At 72.0% G+C, this 18,781-nt stretch carries 18 protein-coding genes; 8 read left to right on the top strand and 10 right to left on the bottom strand.

Annotated elements, in window-relative coordinates; translation table 11 throughout:
* Positions 1-4 precede the first annotated feature (4 nt).
* Positions 5-1,348, bottom strand: coding sequence for an MFS transporter (locus tag ACIPK3_RS15035; protein ID WP_402569731.1), 1,344 nt, complete (start codon positions 1,346-1,348; stop codon positions 5-7).
* Positions 1,349-1,538: 190 nt separating this feature from the next.
* Positions 1,539-1,976, bottom strand: coding sequence for a MarR family winged helix-turn-helix transcriptional regulator (locus ACIPK3_RS15030; RefSeq protein WP_402569729.1), 438 nt, complete (start codon positions 1,974-1,976; stop codon positions 1,539-1,541).
* Positions 1,977-2,140: 164 nt separating this feature from the next.
* On the opposite strand from ACIPK3_RS15030, the gene ACIPK3_RS15025 reads away from it, so the two are divergent.
* Positions 2,141-2,335, top strand: a complete 195-nt coding sequence (locus ACIPK3_RS15025; RefSeq protein ID WP_402569727.1) for a ribbon-helix-helix protein, CopG family — start codon at positions 2,141-2,143, stop codon at positions 2,333-2,335.
* Between the two features lie 19 nt (positions 2,336-2,354).
* Here ACIPK3_RS15025 and ACIPK3_RS15020 read toward each other — a convergent pair whose 3' ends face one another.
* On the bottom strand, positions 2,355-3,806 hold the full coding sequence (locus ACIPK3_RS15020) for an NCS2 family permease (protein WP_402569726.1): 1,452 nt from the start codon (positions 3,804-3,806) through the stop codon (positions 2,355-2,357).
* Positions 3,807-3,937: 131 nt separating this feature from the next.
* Between ACIPK3_RS15020 and ACIPK3_RS15015 the strand changes: the two genes are divergently transcribed.
* A complete protein-coding gene (locus ACIPK3_RS15015; RefSeq protein WP_402569724.1) occupies positions 3,938-4,189 on the top strand; it encodes a DUF2530 domain-containing protein in 252 nt (83 codons plus the stop codon).
* Between the two features lie 101 nt (positions 4,190-4,290).
* Positions 4,291-6,690 (top strand): HAD-IC family P-type ATPase, encoded by a 2,400-nt coding sequence (locus ACIPK3_RS15010; protein ID WP_402569722.1) that lies wholly within the window; start codon positions 4,291-4,293, stop codon positions 6,688-6,690.
* 40 nt (positions 6,691-6,730) lie between these two features.
* Here the strand turns inward: ACIPK3_RS15010 and ACIPK3_RS15005 are convergent, their stop codons facing one another.
* The 4 genes from ACIPK3_RS15005 to ACIPK3_RS14990 form a co-directional block, all read right to left on the bottom strand.
* Positions 6,731-7,510 carry a DUF5707 domain-containing protein gene (locus ACIPK3_RS15005; protein ID WP_402569720.1) on the bottom strand — a complete coding sequence of 260 codons (780 nt, stop codon included), beginning with the start codon at positions 7,508-7,510 and terminating at the stop codon, positions 6,731-6,733.
* Positions 7,511-7,663: 153 nt separating this feature from the next.
* The gene (locus ACIPK3_RS15000) at positions 7,664-10,825 is read right to left on the bottom strand and encodes a sacsin N-terminal ATP-binding-like domain-containing protein (RefSeq protein ID WP_402569718.1); all 3,162 of its coding nucleotides are present in this window, start codon (positions 10,823-10,825) and stop codon (positions 7,664-7,666) included.
* 73 nt (positions 10,826-10,898) lie between these two features.
* Positions 10,899-11,288 carry a recombinase family protein gene (locus ACIPK3_RS14995; protein WP_402569716.1) on the bottom strand — a complete coding sequence of 130 codons (390 nt, stop codon included), beginning with the start codon at positions 11,286-11,288 and terminating at the stop codon, positions 10,899-10,901.
* A gap of 67 nt (positions 11,289-11,355) precedes the next feature.
* Positions 11,356-12,282, bottom strand: coding sequence for a DUF3027 domain-containing protein (locus ACIPK3_RS14990; RefSeq protein WP_402569714.1), 927 nt, complete (start codon positions 12,280-12,282; stop codon positions 11,356-11,358).
* A gap of 325 nt (positions 12,283-12,607) precedes the next feature.
* Between ACIPK3_RS14990 and ACIPK3_RS14985 the strand changes: the two genes are divergently transcribed.
* The 4 genes from ACIPK3_RS14985 (at position 12,608) to ACIPK3_RS14970 (ending at position 16,213) form a co-directional block, all read left to right on the top strand.
* On the top strand, positions 12,608-14,032 hold the full coding sequence (locus ACIPK3_RS14985; protein WP_402569712.1) for an MFS transporter: 1,425 nt from the start codon (positions 12,608-12,610) through the stop codon (positions 14,030-14,032).
* A gap of 141 nt (positions 14,033-14,173) precedes the next feature.
* Positions 14,174-14,671, top strand: coding sequence for a DUF2771 domain-containing protein (locus tag ACIPK3_RS14980; protein WP_402569710.1), 498 nt, complete (start codon positions 14,174-14,176; stop codon positions 14,669-14,671).
* Positions 14,668-15,375: a futalosine hydrolase gene (locus ACIPK3_RS14975; protein ID WP_402570188.1), complete on the top strand. Its 708-nt coding sequence runs from the start codon at positions 14,668-14,670 to the stop codon at positions 15,373-15,375. The genes ACIPK3_RS14980 and ACIPK3_RS14975 overlap by 4 nt, the downstream gene beginning before the upstream one ends.
* Positions 15,356-16,213: a 1,4-dihydroxy-6-naphthoate synthase gene (locus ACIPK3_RS14970; protein WP_402569708.1), complete on the top strand. Its 858-nt coding sequence runs from the start codon at positions 15,356-15,358 to the stop codon at positions 16,211-16,213. The genes ACIPK3_RS14975 and ACIPK3_RS14970 overlap by 20 nt, the downstream gene beginning before the upstream one ends.
* Before the next feature lie 34 nt (positions 16,214-16,247).
* Here ACIPK3_RS14970 and ACIPK3_RS14965 read toward each other — a convergent pair whose 3' ends face one another.
* A complete protein-coding gene (locus ACIPK3_RS14965; RefSeq protein ID WP_361125125.1) occupies positions 16,248-16,631 on the bottom strand; it encodes a cold-shock protein in 384 nt (127 codons plus the stop codon).
* Positions 16,632-16,796: 165 nt separating this feature from the next.
* Between ACIPK3_RS14965 and ACIPK3_RS14960 the strand changes: the two genes are divergently transcribed.
* On the top strand, positions 16,797-17,048 hold the full coding sequence (locus ACIPK3_RS14960) for a hypothetical protein (RefSeq protein WP_402569706.1): 252 nt from the start codon (positions 16,797-16,799) through the stop codon (positions 17,046-17,048).
* On the opposite strand, the gene ACIPK3_RS14955 is transcribed toward ACIPK3_RS14960, so the two are convergent.
* Complete coding sequence (locus tag ACIPK3_RS14955; protein WP_402569704.1) at positions 17,024-17,662, bottom strand: HAD family hydrolase; 639 nt, start codon at positions 17,660-17,662, stop codon at positions 17,024-17,026. The two genes, ACIPK3_RS14960 and ACIPK3_RS14955, sit on opposite strands and share 25 nt — an antisense overlap.
* Before the next feature lie 106 nt (positions 17,663-17,768).
* Positions 17,769-18,779: a hypothetical protein gene (locus tag ACIPK3_RS14950; protein ID WP_402569702.1), complete on the bottom strand. Its 1,011-nt coding sequence runs from the start codon at positions 18,777-18,779 to the stop codon at positions 17,769-17,771.
* Positions 18,780-18,781: the final 2 nt, after the last annotated feature.

The raw sequence follows: 18,781 nt of genomic DNA, 5'->3' as shown, positions 1-18,781 counted from the left end.
CCGGTCAGGCCGTCGCGACGGCCTCCGCCTCCCGCGGCACGAACCGCACCCGCGGATGCCCCCGGTTCCAGCCCACCGACAGCCGCAGGCCCCCGGCCCGGGCCAGGACCAACCCGATGACAGCGGCCGCCGCCGCCGAGATCGCGCCGCCCAGGGCGAAGCCGACCCGGGGGCCGTAGACGTCGGTGATCCAGCCGACCGCCGGTGCGCCCAGTGGGGTGCCGCCCATGAAGACCATCATGAACAGGGACATCACCCGGCCGCGCATGGCGGGGTCGGTGGCCATCTGGACCGCGGTGTTCGCGGTGACGTTGACCGTCAGGCCGAAGACCCCGATCGGGACCATGAGCAGCGCGAACAGCCAGTACGAAGGGGCCAGCGCGGCCACGGTCTCCAGTGCGCCGAAGGCCAGTGCGGCCGCGGTCAGCAGCCGTAGGCGGGCCGTGCCGCGGCGGGCGGCGAGCAGCGCGCCGGCCAGCGAACCGGCGGCGATCAGGGTGTTGAAGAGGCTGTAGGCACCCGCTCCGGCGTGGAAGACGTCGTCGGCGTAGGCCGACAGCCACACCGGGAAGTTGAAGCCGAAGGTGCCGATGAAGCCGACCAGGACGATCGGCCAGATCAGCTCGGGGCGGCCGGCGACATAGCGCAGTCCCTCACGCAACTGGCCCTTGCCGCGCGGGGCGCGCCGGTCCGTGTGCAGCTCGCGGCCGCGCATCAGGAGCAGCCCGGCGAGCGGGGCGACGAAGGACAGGCCGTTGAGGAGGAACGCCCAGCCGGTGCCCACGCCGGTGATCAGGAGCCCGGCGACGGCCGGGCCGACCAGGCGGGCGGACTGGAAGTTCGCGGAGTTCAGGCTGACCGCGTTCTGGAGCTGCTCGGGGCCGACCATCTCGGAGACGAAGGACTGCCGGGCCGGGTTGTCCACGACGGTGGCCAGGCCCACGGCGAAGGCGGCGACGTAGACGTGCCACACCTGGACGTGGCCGGTGAGGGTCAGCGCCGCGAGCGCGAGGCCGGTGACGGCCATGGCGGACTGGGTGACGAGCAGCGTGGGGCGCTTGGGGAGGCGGTCCACGAGGACGCCGCCGTAGAGGCCGAAGAGCAGCATCGGAAGGAACTGGAGGGCCGTCGTGATGCCGACGGCCGTGGACGAGCCGGTGAGGCTGAGTACCAGCCAGTCCTGGGCGATCCGCTGCATCCAGGTGCCGGTGTTGGAGACGACCTGGCCGATGAAGAAGAGGCGGTAGTTGCGGATCCTCAGCGAGCTGAACATCGAGGATCTGCCGCGGGCAGCGGTGGTGGGGGTCGTCGGTGCGGGGGCGGAAGCTGCTCCGGATCCCGTACTCAAGTGGGTTCGCCTCCTCGGGCCGTGGTTAGGGGTCCTTGCACCATGAGCGCCCGATGAGGTCGCGTGGTCTGGTGCCGTGCATCGCAAGGCGCCGGAGCGCCCTCGTGGCGGCGCCACGTGGGCGTTTCGGCAACGCGGCGAGGTGCGGTGCCAGGCCACGCGACCCGGGCGGGCATAGTGCAAGGACTCCTTACAGGTGTGCGAGCTTCTCCAGCACGGGGGCGGCGGCGCGCAGTTTCGCCCACTCGTCCTCGTCGAGCGCCTCGACAAGACCGGCCAGGAACGCGTTCCGCTTGCGGCGGCTCTCCTCGAGCATGGCCTCGGCCTGCTCGGTCCTGGTGACGACCTTCTGGCGGCGGTCCTCGGGGTGCGGCTCCAGCCGGACCAGGCCCTTGGCCTCCAGCAGTGCCACGATGCGGGTCATCGACGGCGGCTGGACGTGCTCCTTGCGGGCGAGCTCACCCGGCGTGGCCTGACCGCAGAGGGACAGGGTGCCGAGCACCGACATCTCGGTGGGGCTCAGCGACTCGTCGACGCGCTGGTGCTTGAGCCGACGGGACAGCCGCATCACGGCGGAGCGGAGGGAGTTCACGGCGGCAACGTCGTCGCCATGGCTAAGGTCCGGCATGTTCTTTAGCGTAACTCATTACCCTCGCTAAATACCAATGCGACACGCCCGGATTCCCGTGACTCGCGCCACTGAATCCCCGCACACCCCGGCGTCACCCGAACGAGTGAGTCAGGTCCGGAAAGCGACGCACGGGAGGGCGGGGTGTGGCGACCCTCGTGTGCATGGGGACCAGCGTGGGGACCAGCGTGCTCAGTCTGCGATTGGACGGGGAGCTGCTCGACCGGCTCCGGCACCATGCGGCGAAAAGGGGAATGAGCGTCCAGGACTACGTGGTCGGGACGCTCATTCGAGGCGACTTCGACGAGCGGTTCCAGGCCGCCGTCGAGGAGACGGAGAAGTTCTACGGGGTCACCTGAGCCCCGCCCACCGCTTCGGTCAGGAGAGACCCAGGGCCGGCATCAGGTAGTAGAAGAGGAACACGGCGGCGACGACGTACATCGGCGTCGGCACCTCCCGGCCGCGCCCGGCCACGAGCCGCAGCAGCACGAAGGTGATGAAGCCCATGCCGATGCCGTTGGTGATCGAGTAGGTGAACGGCATCATCACCATGGTGACGAAGGCCGGCATGGCGATGGTGTAGTCCGACCAGTCGATCTCCCTGACCGAGCCGGCCAGGATCAGGAAGCCCACCGCGAGCAGCGCCGGGGTGGCGGCCTGGGACGGCACCATCGTGGCGACCGGGGTGAGGAACAGCGCCACGGCGAACAGGGCACCGGTGACCACGTTGGCGAAACCGGTGCGCGCGCCCTCGCCGACACCGGCCGTGGACTCCACGAAGGCGGTGGTGGCCGAGGAGGAGCTGGCGCCGCCCGCGGCGACCGCGAGGCCGTCCACGAAGAGCACCCGGTTGATGCCGGGCATCTCGCCCTGGGCGTTGGTCAGCTTCGCCTCGTCACTGACGCCCATGATCGTGCCCATGGCGTCGAAGAAGCAGGACAGCAGGACGCTGAAGACGAAGAGGACGCCGGTCAGGACGCCCACCTTGCCGAAGCCGCCGAAGAGACTGACCTGGCCGATGAGCCCGAAGTCCGGGGTGGAGAAGGGGTTGCCCGGCCACTTCGGGGTGGTCAGACCCCAGGAGGGCACCTTGGCGACCGCCTCGATGATCACCGCGAGCACCGTCATGGCGACGATCGAGATGAGGATCGCGCCCGGCGTCCTGCGCACGATGAGCGCGAGCGTAAGCAGCACGCCGAGGATGAAGACCAGGACCGGCCAGCCGTTCAGATGGCTGTCGGCGCCCAGCTGGACCGGGACCGTGGTGTGCGCGACGTCCGGGACACGGCTGACGAAGCCGGAGTCGACCAGGCCGATCAGCATGATGAACAGGCCGATACCGATGGAGATGGCCTTGCGCAGGCCGTAGGGCACCGCGTTCATGACCCGCTCGCGCAGCCCGGTTGCGACGAGCAGCATGACCACGAAACCGGCGAGCACGACCATGCCCATCGCGTCGGGCCACGACATGCGCGGCGCGAGCTGGAGCGCGACGACCGAGTTCACGCCGAGTCCGGCGGCGAGTGCGATGGGCACGTTGCCGATGACACCCATGAGGAGTGTCGTGAAGGCGGCGGTGAGCGCGGTGGCCGTGACCAGCTGTGCGTTCTGGAGGTGATGCCCGTACATGTCCTTGGCACTGCCGAGGATGATCGGGTTCAGCACGATGATGTACGCCATCGCAAAGAAGGTGGCGAGACCGCCACGGATCTCGCGCGCGATCGTGCTGCCCCGCTCCGAGATCTTGAAGTAGCGGTCGAGCGCGCCGTACGAGGGCTCGTCACCCGGCTGTTCGGGAGCGGGGACCGTGGCGGTTGCCGGGGTGGGCATACTTGTACTTTCCTACGAGCAGAAGTGGTCAGAGACAAACGGTTTCAGTATGAACGTATGACCGAGAGATCGCTATCTCCGCGCGTAGAGGTTTGTGAACGGTTCGAAGACCCACCTCGTAAGCTGTCCGCATGACGAAGTGGACCCCCGAGCACGAGGCGCCGGAGCCCCTGGAGGGCCCCGTGGTCGCCACCATCACCGGCGGCACCGTCGTGTGGTTCGTCCTCTTCCTGGCCCAGCTCCCCTTCTACGGCTGGTTCGCAGACCACGGACACACCTGGTGGGTGTGGACCTGCCTGGCCGGCGGCGGCCTCGGGCTGATCGGCGTCTGGTACGTCCGCAAGCGCGACGCGGCGATCAAGCGGTCGGCGATGGCCGAATAACGGCCCGCGACGTCCCATGGCCGAGTAACGGTCCGCCCAAGGCCGGACAGCGCGTCGCACTCGGCAGGTGAACCCGCACATCCGCACGTACCGTCGAATGCATGACGCACATCGACGCGGGCGCGGAGCTGGACCCCGTACACCCGGTGCCCATGCCGAAGGTGCCCCCGTCGATCGGACTGACCTCCGCCGAGGTCGCGGAGCGCGTCGCGCGCGGGGAGGTCAACGACGTACCGGTGCGCAGCAGCCGCAGTGTCGCCGAGATCGTCCGCGCCAACGTCTTCACCCGCTTCAACGCGATCATCGGCGTGCTGTGGCTGGTCACGCTGTTCGTCGCCCCGATCCAGGACAGCCTGTTCGGCTTCGTGATCATCGCCAACACCGGCATCGGCATCGTGCAGGAGTGGCGGGCCAAGCAGACCCTGGACTCGCTGGCCGTGATCGGCGAGTCCCGCCCGACCGTCCGCCGCGACGGAGCCGCCGTCGAGGTCGCGACCTCCCGGCTGGTGCTGGACGACCTGATCGAGGTGGGCCCCGGTGACAAGATCGTCGTGGACGGGGTGTGCGCCGAGACCGACAGCCTGGAGATCGACGAGTCGCTCCTGACCGGCGAGGCCGACCCCGTCGTCAAACACCCCGGCGACCAGGTCATGTCGGGGAGCTTCGTCGTCGCGGGCGGCGGCGCCTTCAAGGCCACCAAGGTCGGCCGCGAGGCCTACGCCGCCCAGCTCGCCGAGGAGGCCTCCCGCTTCACCCTCGTCCACTCCGAGCTGCGCACCGGCATCTCGACCATCCTCAAGTACGTCACCTGGATGATGATCCCGGCCGCCGTCGGCCTGATCGTCACCCAGTTCTTCGTGAAGAACAACGGCGTCAAGGACGCCATCGCCCGCACCATCGGCGGCATCGTTCCGATGGTCCCGGAGGGCCTCGTCCTGCTCACCTCCGTGGCCTTCGCGATCGGGGTGATCCGACTTGGCCGGAAACAGTGCCTCGTCCAGGAACTTCCGGCCATCGAGGGACTCGCCCGCGTCGACACCGTCTGCCTCGACAAGACCGGCACCCTCACCGAGGGCGGCATGGACGTCAGCGAGCTGCGGCCGCTCGGCGGCAGCGACGAGTCGTACCTCCGCACGGTCCTCGGCGCGCTCGGCGAGTCGGACCCCCGGCCCAACGCCTCCCTCCAGGCCGTCATCGACGCCTACCCGGACAGCGAGGACTGGCGCTGCGTCGAGTCGCTGCCCTTCTCCTCCGCCCGCAAGTACAGCGGCGCCACCTTCAGCGAGGGCGACGGCGAGACCAGCACCTGGCTGCTCGGCGCCCCCGACGTGCTCCTCGCCGACGGCAACCCGACGCTCGCCGAGACCGAGCGGCTCAACGAGCAGGGGCTGCGCGTGCTGCTGCTCGCCCGTGCCGCCCGCGACCTGGACGACGCCGACGTGGCCAGGGGCGCCACGCCCGCCGCCCTCGTCGTACTGGACCAGCGGCTGCGCCCCGACGCCGCCGACACCCTGCGGTACTTCGCCGACCAGAACGTGCGCGCCAAGGTCATCTCCGGCGACAACGCGGTCTCGGTGGGCGCGGTCGCGGCCAAGCTGGGCCTGAACGGCAGGACGGTGGACGCGCGTCGGCTGCCCCGGGAGCGGCCGGACATGGCCGCCGCGCTGGACCGGGCCACGGTGTTCGGGCGGGTCACCCCGCAGCAGAAGCGGGACATGGTCGGCGCGCTCCAGTCGCGCGGGCACACGGTCGCGATGACCGGCGACGGCGTCAACGACGTGCTGGCGCTGAAGGACGCCGACATCGGCGTGTCGATGGGGTCGGGCTCCGAGGCCACCCGCGCGGTCGCCCAGATCGTGCTGCTCGACAACAGCTTCGCCACGCTGCCCTCGGTGGTCGCGGAGGGCCGGCGGGTCATCGGCAACATCACCCGGGTGGCCACGCTGTTCCTGGTGAAGACCGTCTACTCGGTGCTGCTGGCCGTGCTGGTGGTGTGCTGGCAGGTGGAGTACCCGTTCCTGCCGCGGCATCTGACCCTGCTGTCGACGCTCACCATCGGTGTGCCCGCGTTCTTCCTGGCCCTCGCGCCGAACCGGGAACGCGCCCGGCCCCACTTCGTGCGGCAGGTGATGCGGTACTCGGTGCCGGGCGGGCTGGTGGCCGGGGTGGCGACCTTCGCGTCGTATCTGCTCGCCCGCCACCACTACACGGGCTCGGACGCGTTGCAGGCGGAAACCAGCGCGGCCACGCTGACGCTCTTCCTGATCGCGATGTGGGTCCTGGCGATCATCGCCCGCCCCTACACCTGGTGGCGGGTGCTGCTGGTGGCGTCGATGGCCCTGGCGTTCGTGTTCGTGCTCGTCGTACCGGCCTTGCAGCGGTTCTTCGCGCTGAAGCTGGTGGGCTTGGCGATGCCGTGGACCGCGGTCGGCATCGCGGTGGTGGCGGCGGCCGCCCTGGAACTCCTGTGGAGATGGGTCGACCGCCGCTTCCCCGCGTAGGGCTGCGCCCCCGGGGTTACCTCTGGGGTTGCTTCCGGGGTTACTTCACGTCGATGAAGTCGCCCGCGGCGGTGACCGCCGGGGTGGTGGAGGTGCCCGCGAAGACGAAGCGGTAGTAGCCGTCGGCCGTCGCCTTGGTCGTGGTCTTCAGGTTGCCCCTGGAGTCCGTCTTGACGGTCTTCAGCGTGCTGTAGGTGCTGGAGCCCTTCTTGCGGAACTGGAGCTTGACCGGCTGGGCGGCGTAGCCGGAGTACTTGTGCGCGTCCCAGTTCGCCCGGGTCAGCGCGCCCGTGACGGTGATGGTCCGGCCCTTCTTCACCGGCTCCGGCGAGGCGTTGGCGGACAGCCTGGACGCGCGCTGCACCTGGAACGTCTTGGCGTTCTCCCGCACCACGTAGTTGCCGTCCTTGCCCTGGCCGACGGCCGCGACCTTCCAGGTGCCGGCCGTGGAGTTGAGCAGGTTGAAGTCCGTGTCCAGGGTGTACGTCGCCGTGCAGGTCGACGTGGTGGCGTTGACCTTGGTGCACTTCGACGAGCCGTCGCTGGTGTTGGCGATGGCGCCGGTGTCGGAGTGGTCCAGGTCGGTGCCGTGGTAGAGGATCGCCTCCGCCTTGCTGACGCCCGAGTTGTCGGTCACGGTGAAGGACACCGGGATGGTCTTGGTGCCGGTCGAGCCGACGACGACCGCCTTGCCGCCGTTCACCACGACATTGGAGATCTTGGTGTCGCCGTGGACCTCGTCCGCCTGGGCAGCCGGGACGGCGAAGGCGGACAGGGCCAGGGCGCCGACGACGGCCGCGCCCATCACTCGCATGCGCATGGGTTCCTCAATGGGTCATGGGAGTCGGATGACTCGCGATGATCAGATCCATGGCAGACGTGAACGGTTGCACGATGTTATGGATATTTGATGATGTGATTGAGGCCACGCGCGCACGCAGGAGCACGCGCGCACGTGGGGGGGCGGGTCGGTTCAGTCGAACCAGCGGTCCCGCGCCAGCTCCTCCGTCCGGGACGGATCCTCCAGCAGCGCCGCGACCTCGAACCGGCGCGGCCACTGCCCGGCCGCCCAGGCGAGACCGGCGGCCACGCCCTCCAGGGTGGCGGCGTGCAGTACGCCGTCGTCGGTCAGCCGCCAGTCGATCTCCACACCGTCGACCACCAGTTCCTCGTGCTCGACGTACGTCTCCGGGGTGCGCGGACCGAGCAGCACCCGCACCGGCTCCGGTACGTCGTGCTCGGCGCCCTCGGAGTCCACCGACCCGGTGACGGACTCGCTCAGCCGCCGGACCTGGAACAGCTCGGCCAGCCCGGCGGCCCGGGACGGCCGTACCGGCAGCAGCGGAACGCCCTCGGTGAACGGCAGCAGGTCGGGCGAGTCCACGACCACCGCCCCGGTCGCGTCCACCACCTCCACCCGCCCGTCGACCACGGCCCGCAGCTCGTCCGGGAGCGTCACCTGCTCGGGGTCCAGTTCCGCCAGCGCGCTGTAGAGACCGTGCAGCTGGGCCGGGGTGACCCGGCGGTCCGGGTCGGCGAGCCGGTCGAGCAGTTCGGCGCCGCCGCCCGGCTCGTCGAGGAGCGCGGCGACGGACGTCCGCACCCCGAGGGCCCGCAGCACCTGCTCGTCCTCGAACCCGGTGGCGTCCGCCTCGTCGTACAGCCCCCGCAGCAGCGGGTCGCCGCCGGACGCGAGCAGACCCGCGGGACGGCGGCCGTCGAGGACCGGGTGCCCGCGCAGCCACCACGCGGTGTACGGCCGCACCACCTCGTGGGTGCCGTCCGGCAGCAGGATCCGCACCGGCTGGGTGAGCGCGTCCCGCAGCGGCGGGAGGGCCAGCAGGGCGAGGGCCTGCGGCCAGCGCTCGTCGTCCACGAGGTCCAGGTCGCGCACGGCGACCAGCTCGGTGGCCACCGGCGGCACCGGGCTGTCCGGGAAGCGGTCGAGGATGTCCTCGCACCACACGTCGACGGAGTCGAGCAGACCGGCGTCGTCGGGTTCGGCGAAGTCGCCCTGCCTGGGGTCCAGTTCGTCCGGGTCGAGGACGACGTCCGTGGCCCGGACGAGAGCGAAGTCCGCGAGGACGCCGCACGCGGCGAGCGGCTGCCTCCCCCACTTCCCGGCGAGCTCGGCGTCCACCTCGGCCAGTTCACCCTCGCGGATGACCTGCGCGAAGGCGCTGCCGGGGAAGACCAGTTCACCGGCGGGGGCGAGTTCGCCGTCCTCGTCGGGCAGGGCGAGGGCGCCCAGCCAGGGCTCCTCACCGGGTTCGAGGCCCGCGTCCCGAACCAGGGCGAGGACGGTGTCGGCGAGTTCCTCGGCGTCCGGGACGTCCTCCTCCCAGCCCGTGCCGCCCTCGTCGTCCAGGGAGGCGGCGACGGCGGCCCGCACCTGGGGCGTGGTCAGCACGGCCCGCGGGGTCGCGGGCAGCGCGCCGAGCTTCTCCAGGAGCGGATGGGCCGCGTCCGGGTGGGCGACCTTCAGACCGAGCCGGGCGAGGAGCTCCGGGTCGATACCGGCGGCCTCGGTGGTGGGCAGCAGGACCTGGCGGGGGCCGATCGTGGTGCGCCGGTCGGCGAGCGGCACGGGCAGCCCGGACAGCCGGTCCGGGTCGACCCCGGCGAGGCTGTCGTAGAGCCGGTGCCACCAGTGCGGATCCTTCTCCAGACCGGCCAGCCGGTCGATCACGTCCGCGAGCGGCAGCCGGGCGACACCCAGCGTGCGCAGTTCGACGCGCCGCTCGAGACCGGCGGGCAGCAGGGTGGGCAGCACCTCCGCCAGGACCCGCACCGTGTCGGTGCCCGCGCCCTCGACGACCTCGGCCTCCCGGGGGCGCAGCGCCTCGGGGAGCTCCTCGGCGCCCTCGCCCTCGGGAACGACGGCGGGCGGCAGGAAGGCGGTGCGCGGAAGCAGTTCGAGGACCGCCTGGCGCAGTGCCCCGTCCAGTTCGCCCTTGCCCAGCGGGCCGGGCACCAGGTCGATGATCCCGTCGGCCACCGGGCGCCAGTCCGCGAGGAGTCCGGCGTAGGCCTCGGCGGCGCGCCGCACCAGGAAGTCGGTCAGCGGGCCGGGGGCGGCGTGCCGTCGGGTGGTGTCCAGCGGGAACGAGGCGATGAGCAGGGCGGGCACACCGAGGGGCTCGTCGCTGGGGGTGGGGGCGTGCACCACGGGGGTGGTGCGGGGGCGTACCGGGCTGCCGTAGGAGTCGACGGGGACCGCCCAGGTGACGGACCAATGGGGACGCAGCCGCTCCTCGACCGGGCGGTCGGCGAGCAGGTCGGGGGTGAGCGGGCCGTGCGCGGTGGAGGTTCGCCAGTGGGTGACGCCGTCGCGGGAGTCCTCCACGATCGTGAAGGGGCCGTCGGTGCGGCGGCTGATCGTGCGCAGCGGCTCGCCCTCGATCTCCACGACGACTTCCGCGAGGCCGGGCAGGGCGAGGAGGAGGGCGTCGTCGACCGCGTGCAGCAGGCGTTCGGCGAGGTCGGTGGCGGCGGTGTCGCGCAGCGGGAGGATGACGACCGTGTCGTACGGGTCGGGGGCGGTGCCCTCGGCGGCGAAGGGGACGCGGAGCAGCGGGACGTGTCCGTCGCGGCGGCGGATCTCGTCGCCGAGCCCGGGGCTGTGGCGGGCGGTGTCGGCGGCGAGTTCGCGGGCCTCGGCGAGGGACCAGCGGACTCCGCCGTGCCGTCCGACGACGGCGGGTTCGTCGGTGACGGCGACCACGGCGGCGAAGCCGACGCCGAACCGGCCGATGGCGGCGTGCCCCGTGTGCGCGGCGTGCGCCGGCTGCGCCGGTTGCGGGTCGCGTTTCGCGGAGGCGCGGAGGGTGGCGAGCGACTCGACACCGGACGCGTCCAGGGGGGCGCCGGTGTTGGCGGCGGCCAGGACGCCGTCGCGGAGGGTGAGGCGCAGTCGGCCGGGGGTGCCCGCGCGGGCGGCGGCGTCGGCGGCGTTCTGCGCCAGTTCCACGACGAGCCGGTCCCGGTAGCCGCCGAGGACCAGGTCCTCCTCGGCGTTGGCGTCCTCGCGGAAGCGGGCGGGGCTGGTGGCCCAGGCGTCGAGCACACCGCGCCGCAGACGGGCGGTGCCGAAGGGGTCGGCCCCCTCGGCGGCGGGCCGCACGGACTTGCTCACGTTGCACTCTCCTCGTCGGCGGGACGACGACGAAGGTACCGCCCGCGCGACGCGGTTCGGCCCACCCGGCCGGTCAGCGGCGGCGGGCGGGAGCCGAATGCGTCGGAAGCCCGCTGACGGCCACCAGAACCTTCTCCTTCTCGCGGAAGACCGACTGCAGTGTCTGGAAGTCCTCGACGTTCATTCCGAGGGCGGCCGGATGCGGGACGACCACGATGACGGAACGGCCGTCCGAGCACTTGCTCATCACATCGGTCCAGCCCGGGCGCTGGTCCACGGAGACGCCCTCGCCGTTCTCCGCGACGACGTCCACGACGTTCCAGGCGCGGTTCCGGGCGAACGAGGAGCAGTGCTGGGCCTGCCCGTCGTGCGTCGACTCGTCATCGGCGCAGATGTAGACCACCGTCGGCAGCGGGCCGTGCCGGCACGACTGGCCGTCCAGATTGCATCTTGATCCGCCCACGCGTGCCCTCCTCAGATCGGCGAGGTCCGGACTCCGCACCGGCCCACCAGCCTACGCACGCTACCCGCTACGAGTGACCCAGTTCCGCCGTCTCCTCGTCGCCCGCCTCCGGGACCGAGCCGGAATCGGCCGCGGGGCGCAGCGGGAAGGGGTCCAGCCTCGTCTCGTCCACGACCGGGGCGGCCGGCTGGGGCGGCTTGGGCATGACCGCGGCCTCCGAGTGGCCGCCGCAGCCGTACGAGAGCGACACGACACGCCCGTCGGCCGGGGAGAACTCGTTGGCGCACAGGCCGAAGGCCTGGCCCAGCGAGCCGCCGAGGGGCACCAGGAAGCCGCAGGTGACGCAGGCCGCGGGGGCCGCCTGGGCCATCGGGGTCTGGGCGCCGAACGCGTCGTCCCAGCGGTCCGCCGCGACATGCAGGCCGTAGCGGGACAGGACACGGGCCCGGCGCAGGCCGAGCTCCTCGGCGATCGCGGCGATGGTGCCGCGGGAGGGGGTCACGGGCAGCGCGGCGGGGGCACCGGAGGTGACCTCGGCGTCCTCCGCCTCCACCAGCTCGGCCATCTCGTGCGACACGGCGGAGGTGGGCAGCGGCTCGTCGTCGCCCGAGTAGCCGGGCTCCAGGCGCAGGTCCTCCGCGTCCGTGGGCAGCAGATCGCCGGGGCCCATGTCGCCGGGGCGCAGCCGCTCGCTCCACGGCACCCACTCCGGGGCCAGCAGCGCGTCCTGGCCCGGCAGCAGGACGACCTCGTCGAGCGTCACCAGCTTGGCGCGGGAGGCGCGGGCCACGGTGGCCGCCCAGCGCCAGCCGCGGTAGCCGAGTTCCTTGCACTCGAAGAAGTGCGTGACAACGCGGTCGCCCTCGGACACCAGGCCCACGTGCTCGCCGACCACACCGGGGGCGGCGGCCTCCTCGGCCGCGGCACGGGCGAGGTCGACCGCCTCGGCGCACAGACGGTCGGGGGTGCGGCTTCGCGTTGTCGCTGCGCTCACGGGTATCGCTTCTCTCCTACGCCGTCTCAACGAGTGCGCCGGCCTGAAGGCGGTGGGGCGGACGGAGCGGACCTGGGGGCCGCATCGACGTCCGCGTCCGATCGCGCTCGGGCGCACCTCTTCCATCCATTCTGCGGGATGGCTGAGATACGCACGCTACCTGTTCGAGGGCGCTCGGCCCACACCGACGGCACACTACGCCGGTTAGGCGCGGACTTTCCCGCCTTCGCCCCCTGTCCCGACGCCGAAGTCGCCCTGCCCCGCGCCCGACTCGCTCGGCCGCAAAGTGCACTACGACCCGCGTTCTCAGGGCACTATGAACGTCGTGGCAGCCGCGAGGTCGTCCCAGGGCGCCACCGGGGCCGGTGGGGTCAAGGGAAGCAGCCGAGGTGGCGGTGCGGTCCGGATGCGCGGTGCCGTCCGCTCGATCGGCCGTGCCCTGCACTTCCCGGTCACCGGAACCGCCCGGGGCATCCGCAAGGCGACGCACGCCCATGGTGCCGGGGAGTCCGGGCTCGGCAAGCTGATCGAGCTGCACGCGGTGAACGGCGCCGGGGACGTCATGATCACCGTGGCGCTCGCCTCCACCGTGTTCTTCTCGGTGCCCACCGACGAGGCCCGCGGCCGCGTCGCCCTCTACCTCGCCATCACCATGGCCCCCTTCACGGTCCTGGCGCCCGTGATCGGCCCCCTCCTCGACCGGCTGCCGCACGGCCGCCGGGCCGCGATGGCGGGCGCGATGCTCGCCCGGGCGATGCTGGCGCTGATCATCTCGGGGGCGGTGGCCTCCGGCAGCCTTCAGCTGTATCCGGCCGCGCTCGGCGTGCTGGTGGCCTCGAAGGCGTACGGGGTGGTGCGCAGCGCCGTGGTGCCCCGGTTGCTGCCGCCCGCCTTCTCGCTGGTCAAGGCCAACTCCCGGGTGACTCTCGGCGGGCTCCTCGCCACCGGCATCGCCGCGCCGGTCGGCGCCGGGCTCCAGACGGTCGACCCGCGCTGGCCGCTCTACGGCGCGTTCGTGATCTTCGTGGCGGGTACGTTCCTGTCGTTCTCCCTGCCGCCGAAGGTGGACTCCGCCAAGGGCGAGGACATCGCGCTGCTCGCCGCCGACGAGAACCATCTGCACGGGCCGCGGCGGGGGGCGGTGAAGCGGCCGGGGCTGCGCACGGTCGGGCCGGCCGTCACCCACGCCCTCGGCGCCAACGCGGCCCTGCGCTGCCTGTCCGGCTTCCTGATCTTCTTCCTCGCGTTCCTGCTGCGCGAGCACCCGCTGGCCGGTGAGAGCGCGGCGGTGTCGCTCGGGATCGTGGGTGTGTCGGCGGGCGTGGGCAACGCGCTGGGCACGGCGGTCGGGGCGTGGCTGCGCTCCCGGGCGCCGGAGATCATCATCGTGACCGTGGTCGCGGTGGCGCTGGGTACGGCGGTGGTCGCGGCGGTGTTCTTCGGCGCGGTCCTGGTGGCCGGCCTGGCCGCGGTCGCCGGCTTCGCCCAGGCCCTCGCGAAGCTGTCCCTGGACGCCCTGATCCAGCGGGACGTCCCGGAGCAGGTCCGCACGTCCGCCTTCGCCCGCTCCGAGACCCTGCTCCAGGTGGCCTGGGTGTTCGGCGGCGCGGTCGGCATCGTGATGCCCCTCAACGGCACCGCGGGCCTGGCGGTGGCCGCCGCGATCGTGGCGACGGGCTGGCTGACCACACTGCGCGGCCTGCTGGACTCGGCACGACACGGCGGCCGGACGCGAACGCGAGTGACGTGACGGGGCCGGGACGGCCGCACCGTGCGCGACAGCCCCCGACCGCGTCCCGCGGCGGTCCGTACCGCCGCGAGTGGCGTAACGAACCGGGCACGCCGTACCCCACGTGGGGGGACGGCCCGGGGCGCCCGATAGCCTTCGGCCATGACCACGATGCATTCCGTTGTGCGACGCCGCCGCGCCGTCGCCGCCGCCGGCGCCGTTTCTGCTGGACTGCTCGTTCTGTCGGCGTGTGACAAGCCGACCCCGATCGCGACGATCACCGTCGGCACCAACTCGGTCAATTCCGAGGCCACCTGCTACAACGACGGCAAGGCCCTGGACACCGCCACGCTCCGGGACTGCCTCAAGGACACCGACATCAAGTCGATCACGGTGGACCCGGACGAGACCGTGCGCCTCGGTGTCGACCCGAAGATCGCGGACAACGGCTGGACGATCCTGATGAACGGTCAGCCGCTCACCGAGTCCAGTAAGAAGACCTACCGCACCATCCCGGGCAGCGTGTTCTTCAACGTGCAGTACGGCGCCCAGGGCAACTCGACCCTGGTGTCGATCAAGGAGGGCGACAAGGACGTCAAGGGTCTTTGGTCCTTCAAGCTGAAGAAGGACCCCGACTCCTCGGCCGCCTCCGCCTCCTGACGCGCGTCGCCCCGTACCCCGTGCACGAAGCGCGCGTACTCGTGACCACCGCGGTCCCCGCAGAGCGGGACGCGGTGGCCCGTGCGTTCCCGCGGACCCCGGCGGGGTACGACCTGCTGGCGGTCGGGGTGGGCCCGGCCCGTGCCGCGGCCGCCACCGCCACCGCGCTCACCACCGCCGCCCTGTCCGGCACCCCGTACACCCTGGTCGTCTCCGCCGGGATCGCCGGCGGTTTCCAGCCCGGGGCGCCCGTCGGCTCCCTGGTCGTCGCCGACGAGATCACCGCGGCCGATCTGGGCGCCGACACGCCCGACGGCTTCCTCCCGGTCACCGAGCTCGGCTTCGGCACCGTGAGCCACCGCCCGCCGGAGGCCCTCGTCCGTGACGTGGCCGCCGCGACCGGAGCGCGCGCCGGAACCGTGCTCACCGTTTCGACCGTGACCGGCACGGCCGCCCGCGCCGAGCAGCTGAGCGCCCGCCACCCGCGTGCCCTCGCCGAGGCCATGGAGGGCTTCGGCGTGGCCGAGGCCGCCGCCGCGCACGGCGTCGCGGTCCTGGAGATACGCGCGGTGTCCAACCCGGTCGGACCACGCGACCGCGCCGCCTGGCGGATCGGTGACGCCCTCGCGGCCCTCACCGAGGGTTTCGGGAAGCTCCCGCCCGTCCTGGAGAGTTGGAACAGCCATGACAGCCACGACAGCTGAGCCCCTGCGGATCGCCTACTCGCCCTGCCCGAACGACACCTTCGTCTTCGACGCCCTCGCCCACGGCCGGGTGCCGGGCGCACCCGCGCTCGACGTGACGTTCGCGGACATCGACGTCACCAACGGCATGGCCGAGCGCGGCGAGTTCGACGTACTGAAGGTGTCGTACGCGGCCCTGCCGTACGTGCTCGACGAGTACGCGCTGCTGCCCTGCGGGGGCGCGCTGGGCCGGGGCTGCGGGCCGCTGGTGCTGACCCGTGAGCCGGGCGCCGACCTCACCGGGGCCAGGGTCGCGGTGCCGAGCGAGAAGTCGACGGCGTATCTGCTGTTCCGGCTGTGGGCCGCGGACACGCTGACCGGCGGGGTGGGCGAGGTCGTCGTCCTGCCGTTCCACGAGATCATGCCGGCCGTGCGGGACGGGAAGGTCGACGCGGGTCTGGTGATCCACGAGGCGCGCTTCACGTACCAGAACTACGGGCTGCACAAGCTCGCGGACATGGGCGAGCACTGGGAGCACACCACCGGGCTGCCGATCCCGCTCGGCGCGATCATCGCCCGGCGCTCACTGGGCGCGGACGCGCTGCGGCTGCTGGCGGACTCGGTCCGCACGTCCGTGCGCGCGGCCTGGGACGACCCGGAGGCCTCCCGGCCCTATGTGATGGAGCACGCCCAGGAGATGGACCCGGCCGTCGCCGACCAGCACATCGGTCTGTACGTCAACGAGTTCACGGCGCAGCTCGGCGAGGACGGCTACGCGGCGGTCCGGGGGCTGCTCACCCGCGCGGCGGCCGAGGGACTGCTCCCGCCCCTCGGCCCGCACGCGCTGGATTTCCCCTAGCGCGACCCCGGAGTGGTCACACTGGGCACACTGGTCACACGTCCAACTGGTCGGCGACCGCGCGCAGCAGACCGGCGATCTTCTTTCCGGATGCCTTTTCGGGGTAGCGGCCCTTCTCCAGCATCGGCGTGATGTTCTCCAGAAGCGTGGTCAGGTCCTGGACGATGGAGGCCAGTTCGTCCGGCTTCTTGCGCTGGGCGGCCGCGACCGACGGCGTCGGGTCGAGAACGGTCACGGAGAGTGCCTGGTCACCGCGCTGGCCGGCGACCACCCCGAACTCCACGCGCTGTCCCGGCTTGAGTACGTCGACTCCGGCGGGGAGAACCGAGGAATGGACGAAGACGTCACCGCCGTCGTCCCGGGAGAGAAAGCCGAAGCCCTTCTCACTGTTGAACCACTTGACCTTGCCGGTAGGCACGTCTGTCCTCGTCCTCGTACTCGTCGGAAAACTGCTTCGGAAAACTGCTCTTGACAGCATGAGAGCGGGTCCTCGCTGACCCGCCGGTACCCAGGCTAATGGTCTTCCGGCCGGTGACAAGACGTCGCCCGATTGTTCCTTCGCGCTGGGAACTACCCTGGTCGGGTGCGTGACAAAACCCAAGCGAATTCCGCCGGGCCCGGCGACGGACTGATCCGTGCCGGTGCCCTCGTCTTCCTCATCGGTGCCGTGGCCACTCTCGTCACCGTGACCCCGTTGTTTCTGGGCGCGAAACCCTTTCCCACCTACATGTTCGGACTGAGCATGCTGATGGGGGTCGGCTTCCTCGTGGCGGGCGCGGGCCTGCTGCGGTCCATCGCCGCGGACCGGCGTCAGGCGCGCGCCGACGCCCGGTAACCGGCCAGCCACCCCGGAAACGCGGCGAGGTCGTCGAGCACCACGTCCGCGCCCGCCGTCCGCAGTTCCTCCGCGTCGCACGGCCCGGTGGCGACGGCGACCGACAACGCTCCGGCGGTACGGGCGCCGCGCACGTCTCCCACATGGTCGCCGACGTACACCTGGGCGCCGTGCGCGCGCAGCGCGTCCGCCTTCTGCTCCGCCCACAGGTCACCCACCAGCACGTCCGGCTCCAGGCCCAGGTGGGCCAGGTGCAGCCGGGCGTTCGGCTCGTACTTCGCGGTGACGACGACCGCCTGCCCACCGGCCGCCCGGACCGCCGCGATCGACTCCCGGGCACCGGGCATCGCGGGCGAGGCGGCGACGGCGATCGCCGAGTACATCTCCCGGTACAGGTCGCTCATCTCCGCGACCCGCTCGGGCGGGAACCAGTTGGCCATCTCCTCCGCCAGCGGCGGCCCGAGCCGGGTGACCGCCAGATCGGCGTCGATGTACGTCCCCGTCCGCTCGGACAGCGCCAGATAGCAGGCCCGGATGCCCGGCCGGGAGTCGATCAGCGTCATGTCGAGGTCGAACCCGACGGTGAGCACGGCGGAGGAGTCCATGCGAGCCATTGTGCCCAGGGGCGTAGCCGCCGGGTCGCCGCCCCCTCGGACTCCTCGGACTCCCCGACCCCTCGGACTCCCCGAAGCCCGCCGGAAGCCCGCCGGAAGCCCGCGGCTAGCGGCGTCGCTGTGAGCGCCACGCCAGGTACAGCGCCGAAGCCAGCGCCGCGCCCCGCACGACCCACGGCCAGGTCTCGCCGACCGCGTCGTTCATGTGGCCCTGGGCGAGGGGGGCGCCCCACCGTCCGTCGGTCCGCCCCCACAGCCAGACCACCCCGGCGGTGACGGCCAGTGCGGGCAGGACCATCACCGCCCACCTGGTCTCGGCCGGGGTCAGCCGTCGGGAGCCGTACGCGATGAGCCAGCCCAGGGCGAGCGCGAGCCAGTTGCCGAGCACGGCGCCGGCGACGAGGAGCCCGGCCGCGAGCAGCAGCAGCGGGTTGGTCCACCCGGCGGCGGGCCCCGGGACGGCGAACCGCCGACGGCGCGGCGCGGCCTCCTCGGCGGCGGCCGCCTCCGACTCCTCCGCCTCCGTGAGTTCCCCGGGCTCCCCGGACTCCGCGGCCTCACCGGGTTCCTTCTTCGGCGGCGGAGGCCTGAGCAGCTCGGGAATCTCCACCCCGCCGACGAACCCGGGCACGCTGTCGCCCTCCCCGAACGGGCTGCTGTCCACCCGCCACCAGTCGGGTTGCAGCGCGCTGTCGCCGAGCTCGTCCTCACCGGCGAGATGCGGCGGGGACGGAGCCGGGGACGACACCTCCGGCTCGGCCGGACGCGGCTTCGGCACCCTCCAGCGCGGCCGCGCGGGCGATTCCGGCCGCACGGGTTTCACGTGTTTCACAGGCTTCACCGGCTGCACGGGCACGGTGGCCGACGGCACCGACGCCGACCCGCCCGCCTCGGACCCCGCCGCCGCGACCACCTCGTCCGGGCTGCCCAGCCTGGCGATGATGCGGCGGACGGCGGCCGGGCTGTCGACGGAGACCCTGGCGCGGTGCCGGTCGATCTCGTTGCGCAGCTCTGAGACCAGGCGCATCCTCGCGGCCGACGGCAGCTGTCGCTGCTGTGCCACGTCACCGACCCGGCTCAGATATTCGTAGACGACCTGGTCGCTTTCGATACCCACGT

Origin of the sequence: Streptomyces sp. NPDC086787, assembly GCF_044745865.1 — a bacterium.
Taxonomy (GTDB): Bacteria; Actinomycetota; Actinomycetes; order Streptomycetales; family Streptomycetaceae; genus Streptomyces.
The sequence above is the reverse complement of the archived record's forward strand: the minus strand, read 5'-3'. Positions and strand labels throughout refer to the sequence as shown.

Coding starts and splice junctions, on each gene's coding strand:
- ACIPK3_RS15020 (WP_402569726.1), bottom strand. CDS start 3,806: ATGCCCACCCCGGCAACCGCCACGGTCCCCGCTCCCGAACAGCCGGGT.
- ACIPK3_RS15030 (WP_402569729.1), bottom strand. CDS start 1,976: ATGCCGGACCTTAGCCATGGCGACGACGTTGCCGCCGTGAACTCCCTC.
- ACIPK3_RS14955 (WP_402569704.1), bottom strand. CDS start 17,662: ATGGCTCGCATGGACTCCTCCGCCGTGCTCACCGTCGGGTTCGACCTC.
- ACIPK3_RS15025 (WP_402569727.1), top strand. CDS start 2,141: ATGGGGACCAGCGTGGGGACCAGCGTGCTCAGTCTGCGATTGGACGGG.
- ACIPK3_RS15010 (WP_402569722.1), top strand. CDS start 4,291: ATGACGCACATCGACGCGGGCGCGGAGCTGGACCCCGTACACCCGGTG.
- ACIPK3_RS15015 (WP_402569724.1), top strand. CDS start 3,938: ATGACGAAGTGGACCCCCGAGCACGAGGCGCCGGAGCCCCTGGAGGGC.
- ACIPK3_RS14980 (WP_402569710.1), top strand. CDS start 14,174: ATGACCACGATGCATTCCGTTGTGCGACGCCGCCGCGCCGTCGCCGCC.
- ACIPK3_RS14970 (WP_402569708.1), top strand. CDS start 15,356: ATGACAGCCACGACAGCTGAGCCCCTGCGGATCGCCTACTCGCCCTGC.
- ACIPK3_RS15005 (WP_402569720.1), bottom strand. CDS start 7,510: ATGCGCATGCGAGTGATGGGCGCGGCCGTCGTCGGCGCCCTGGCCCTG.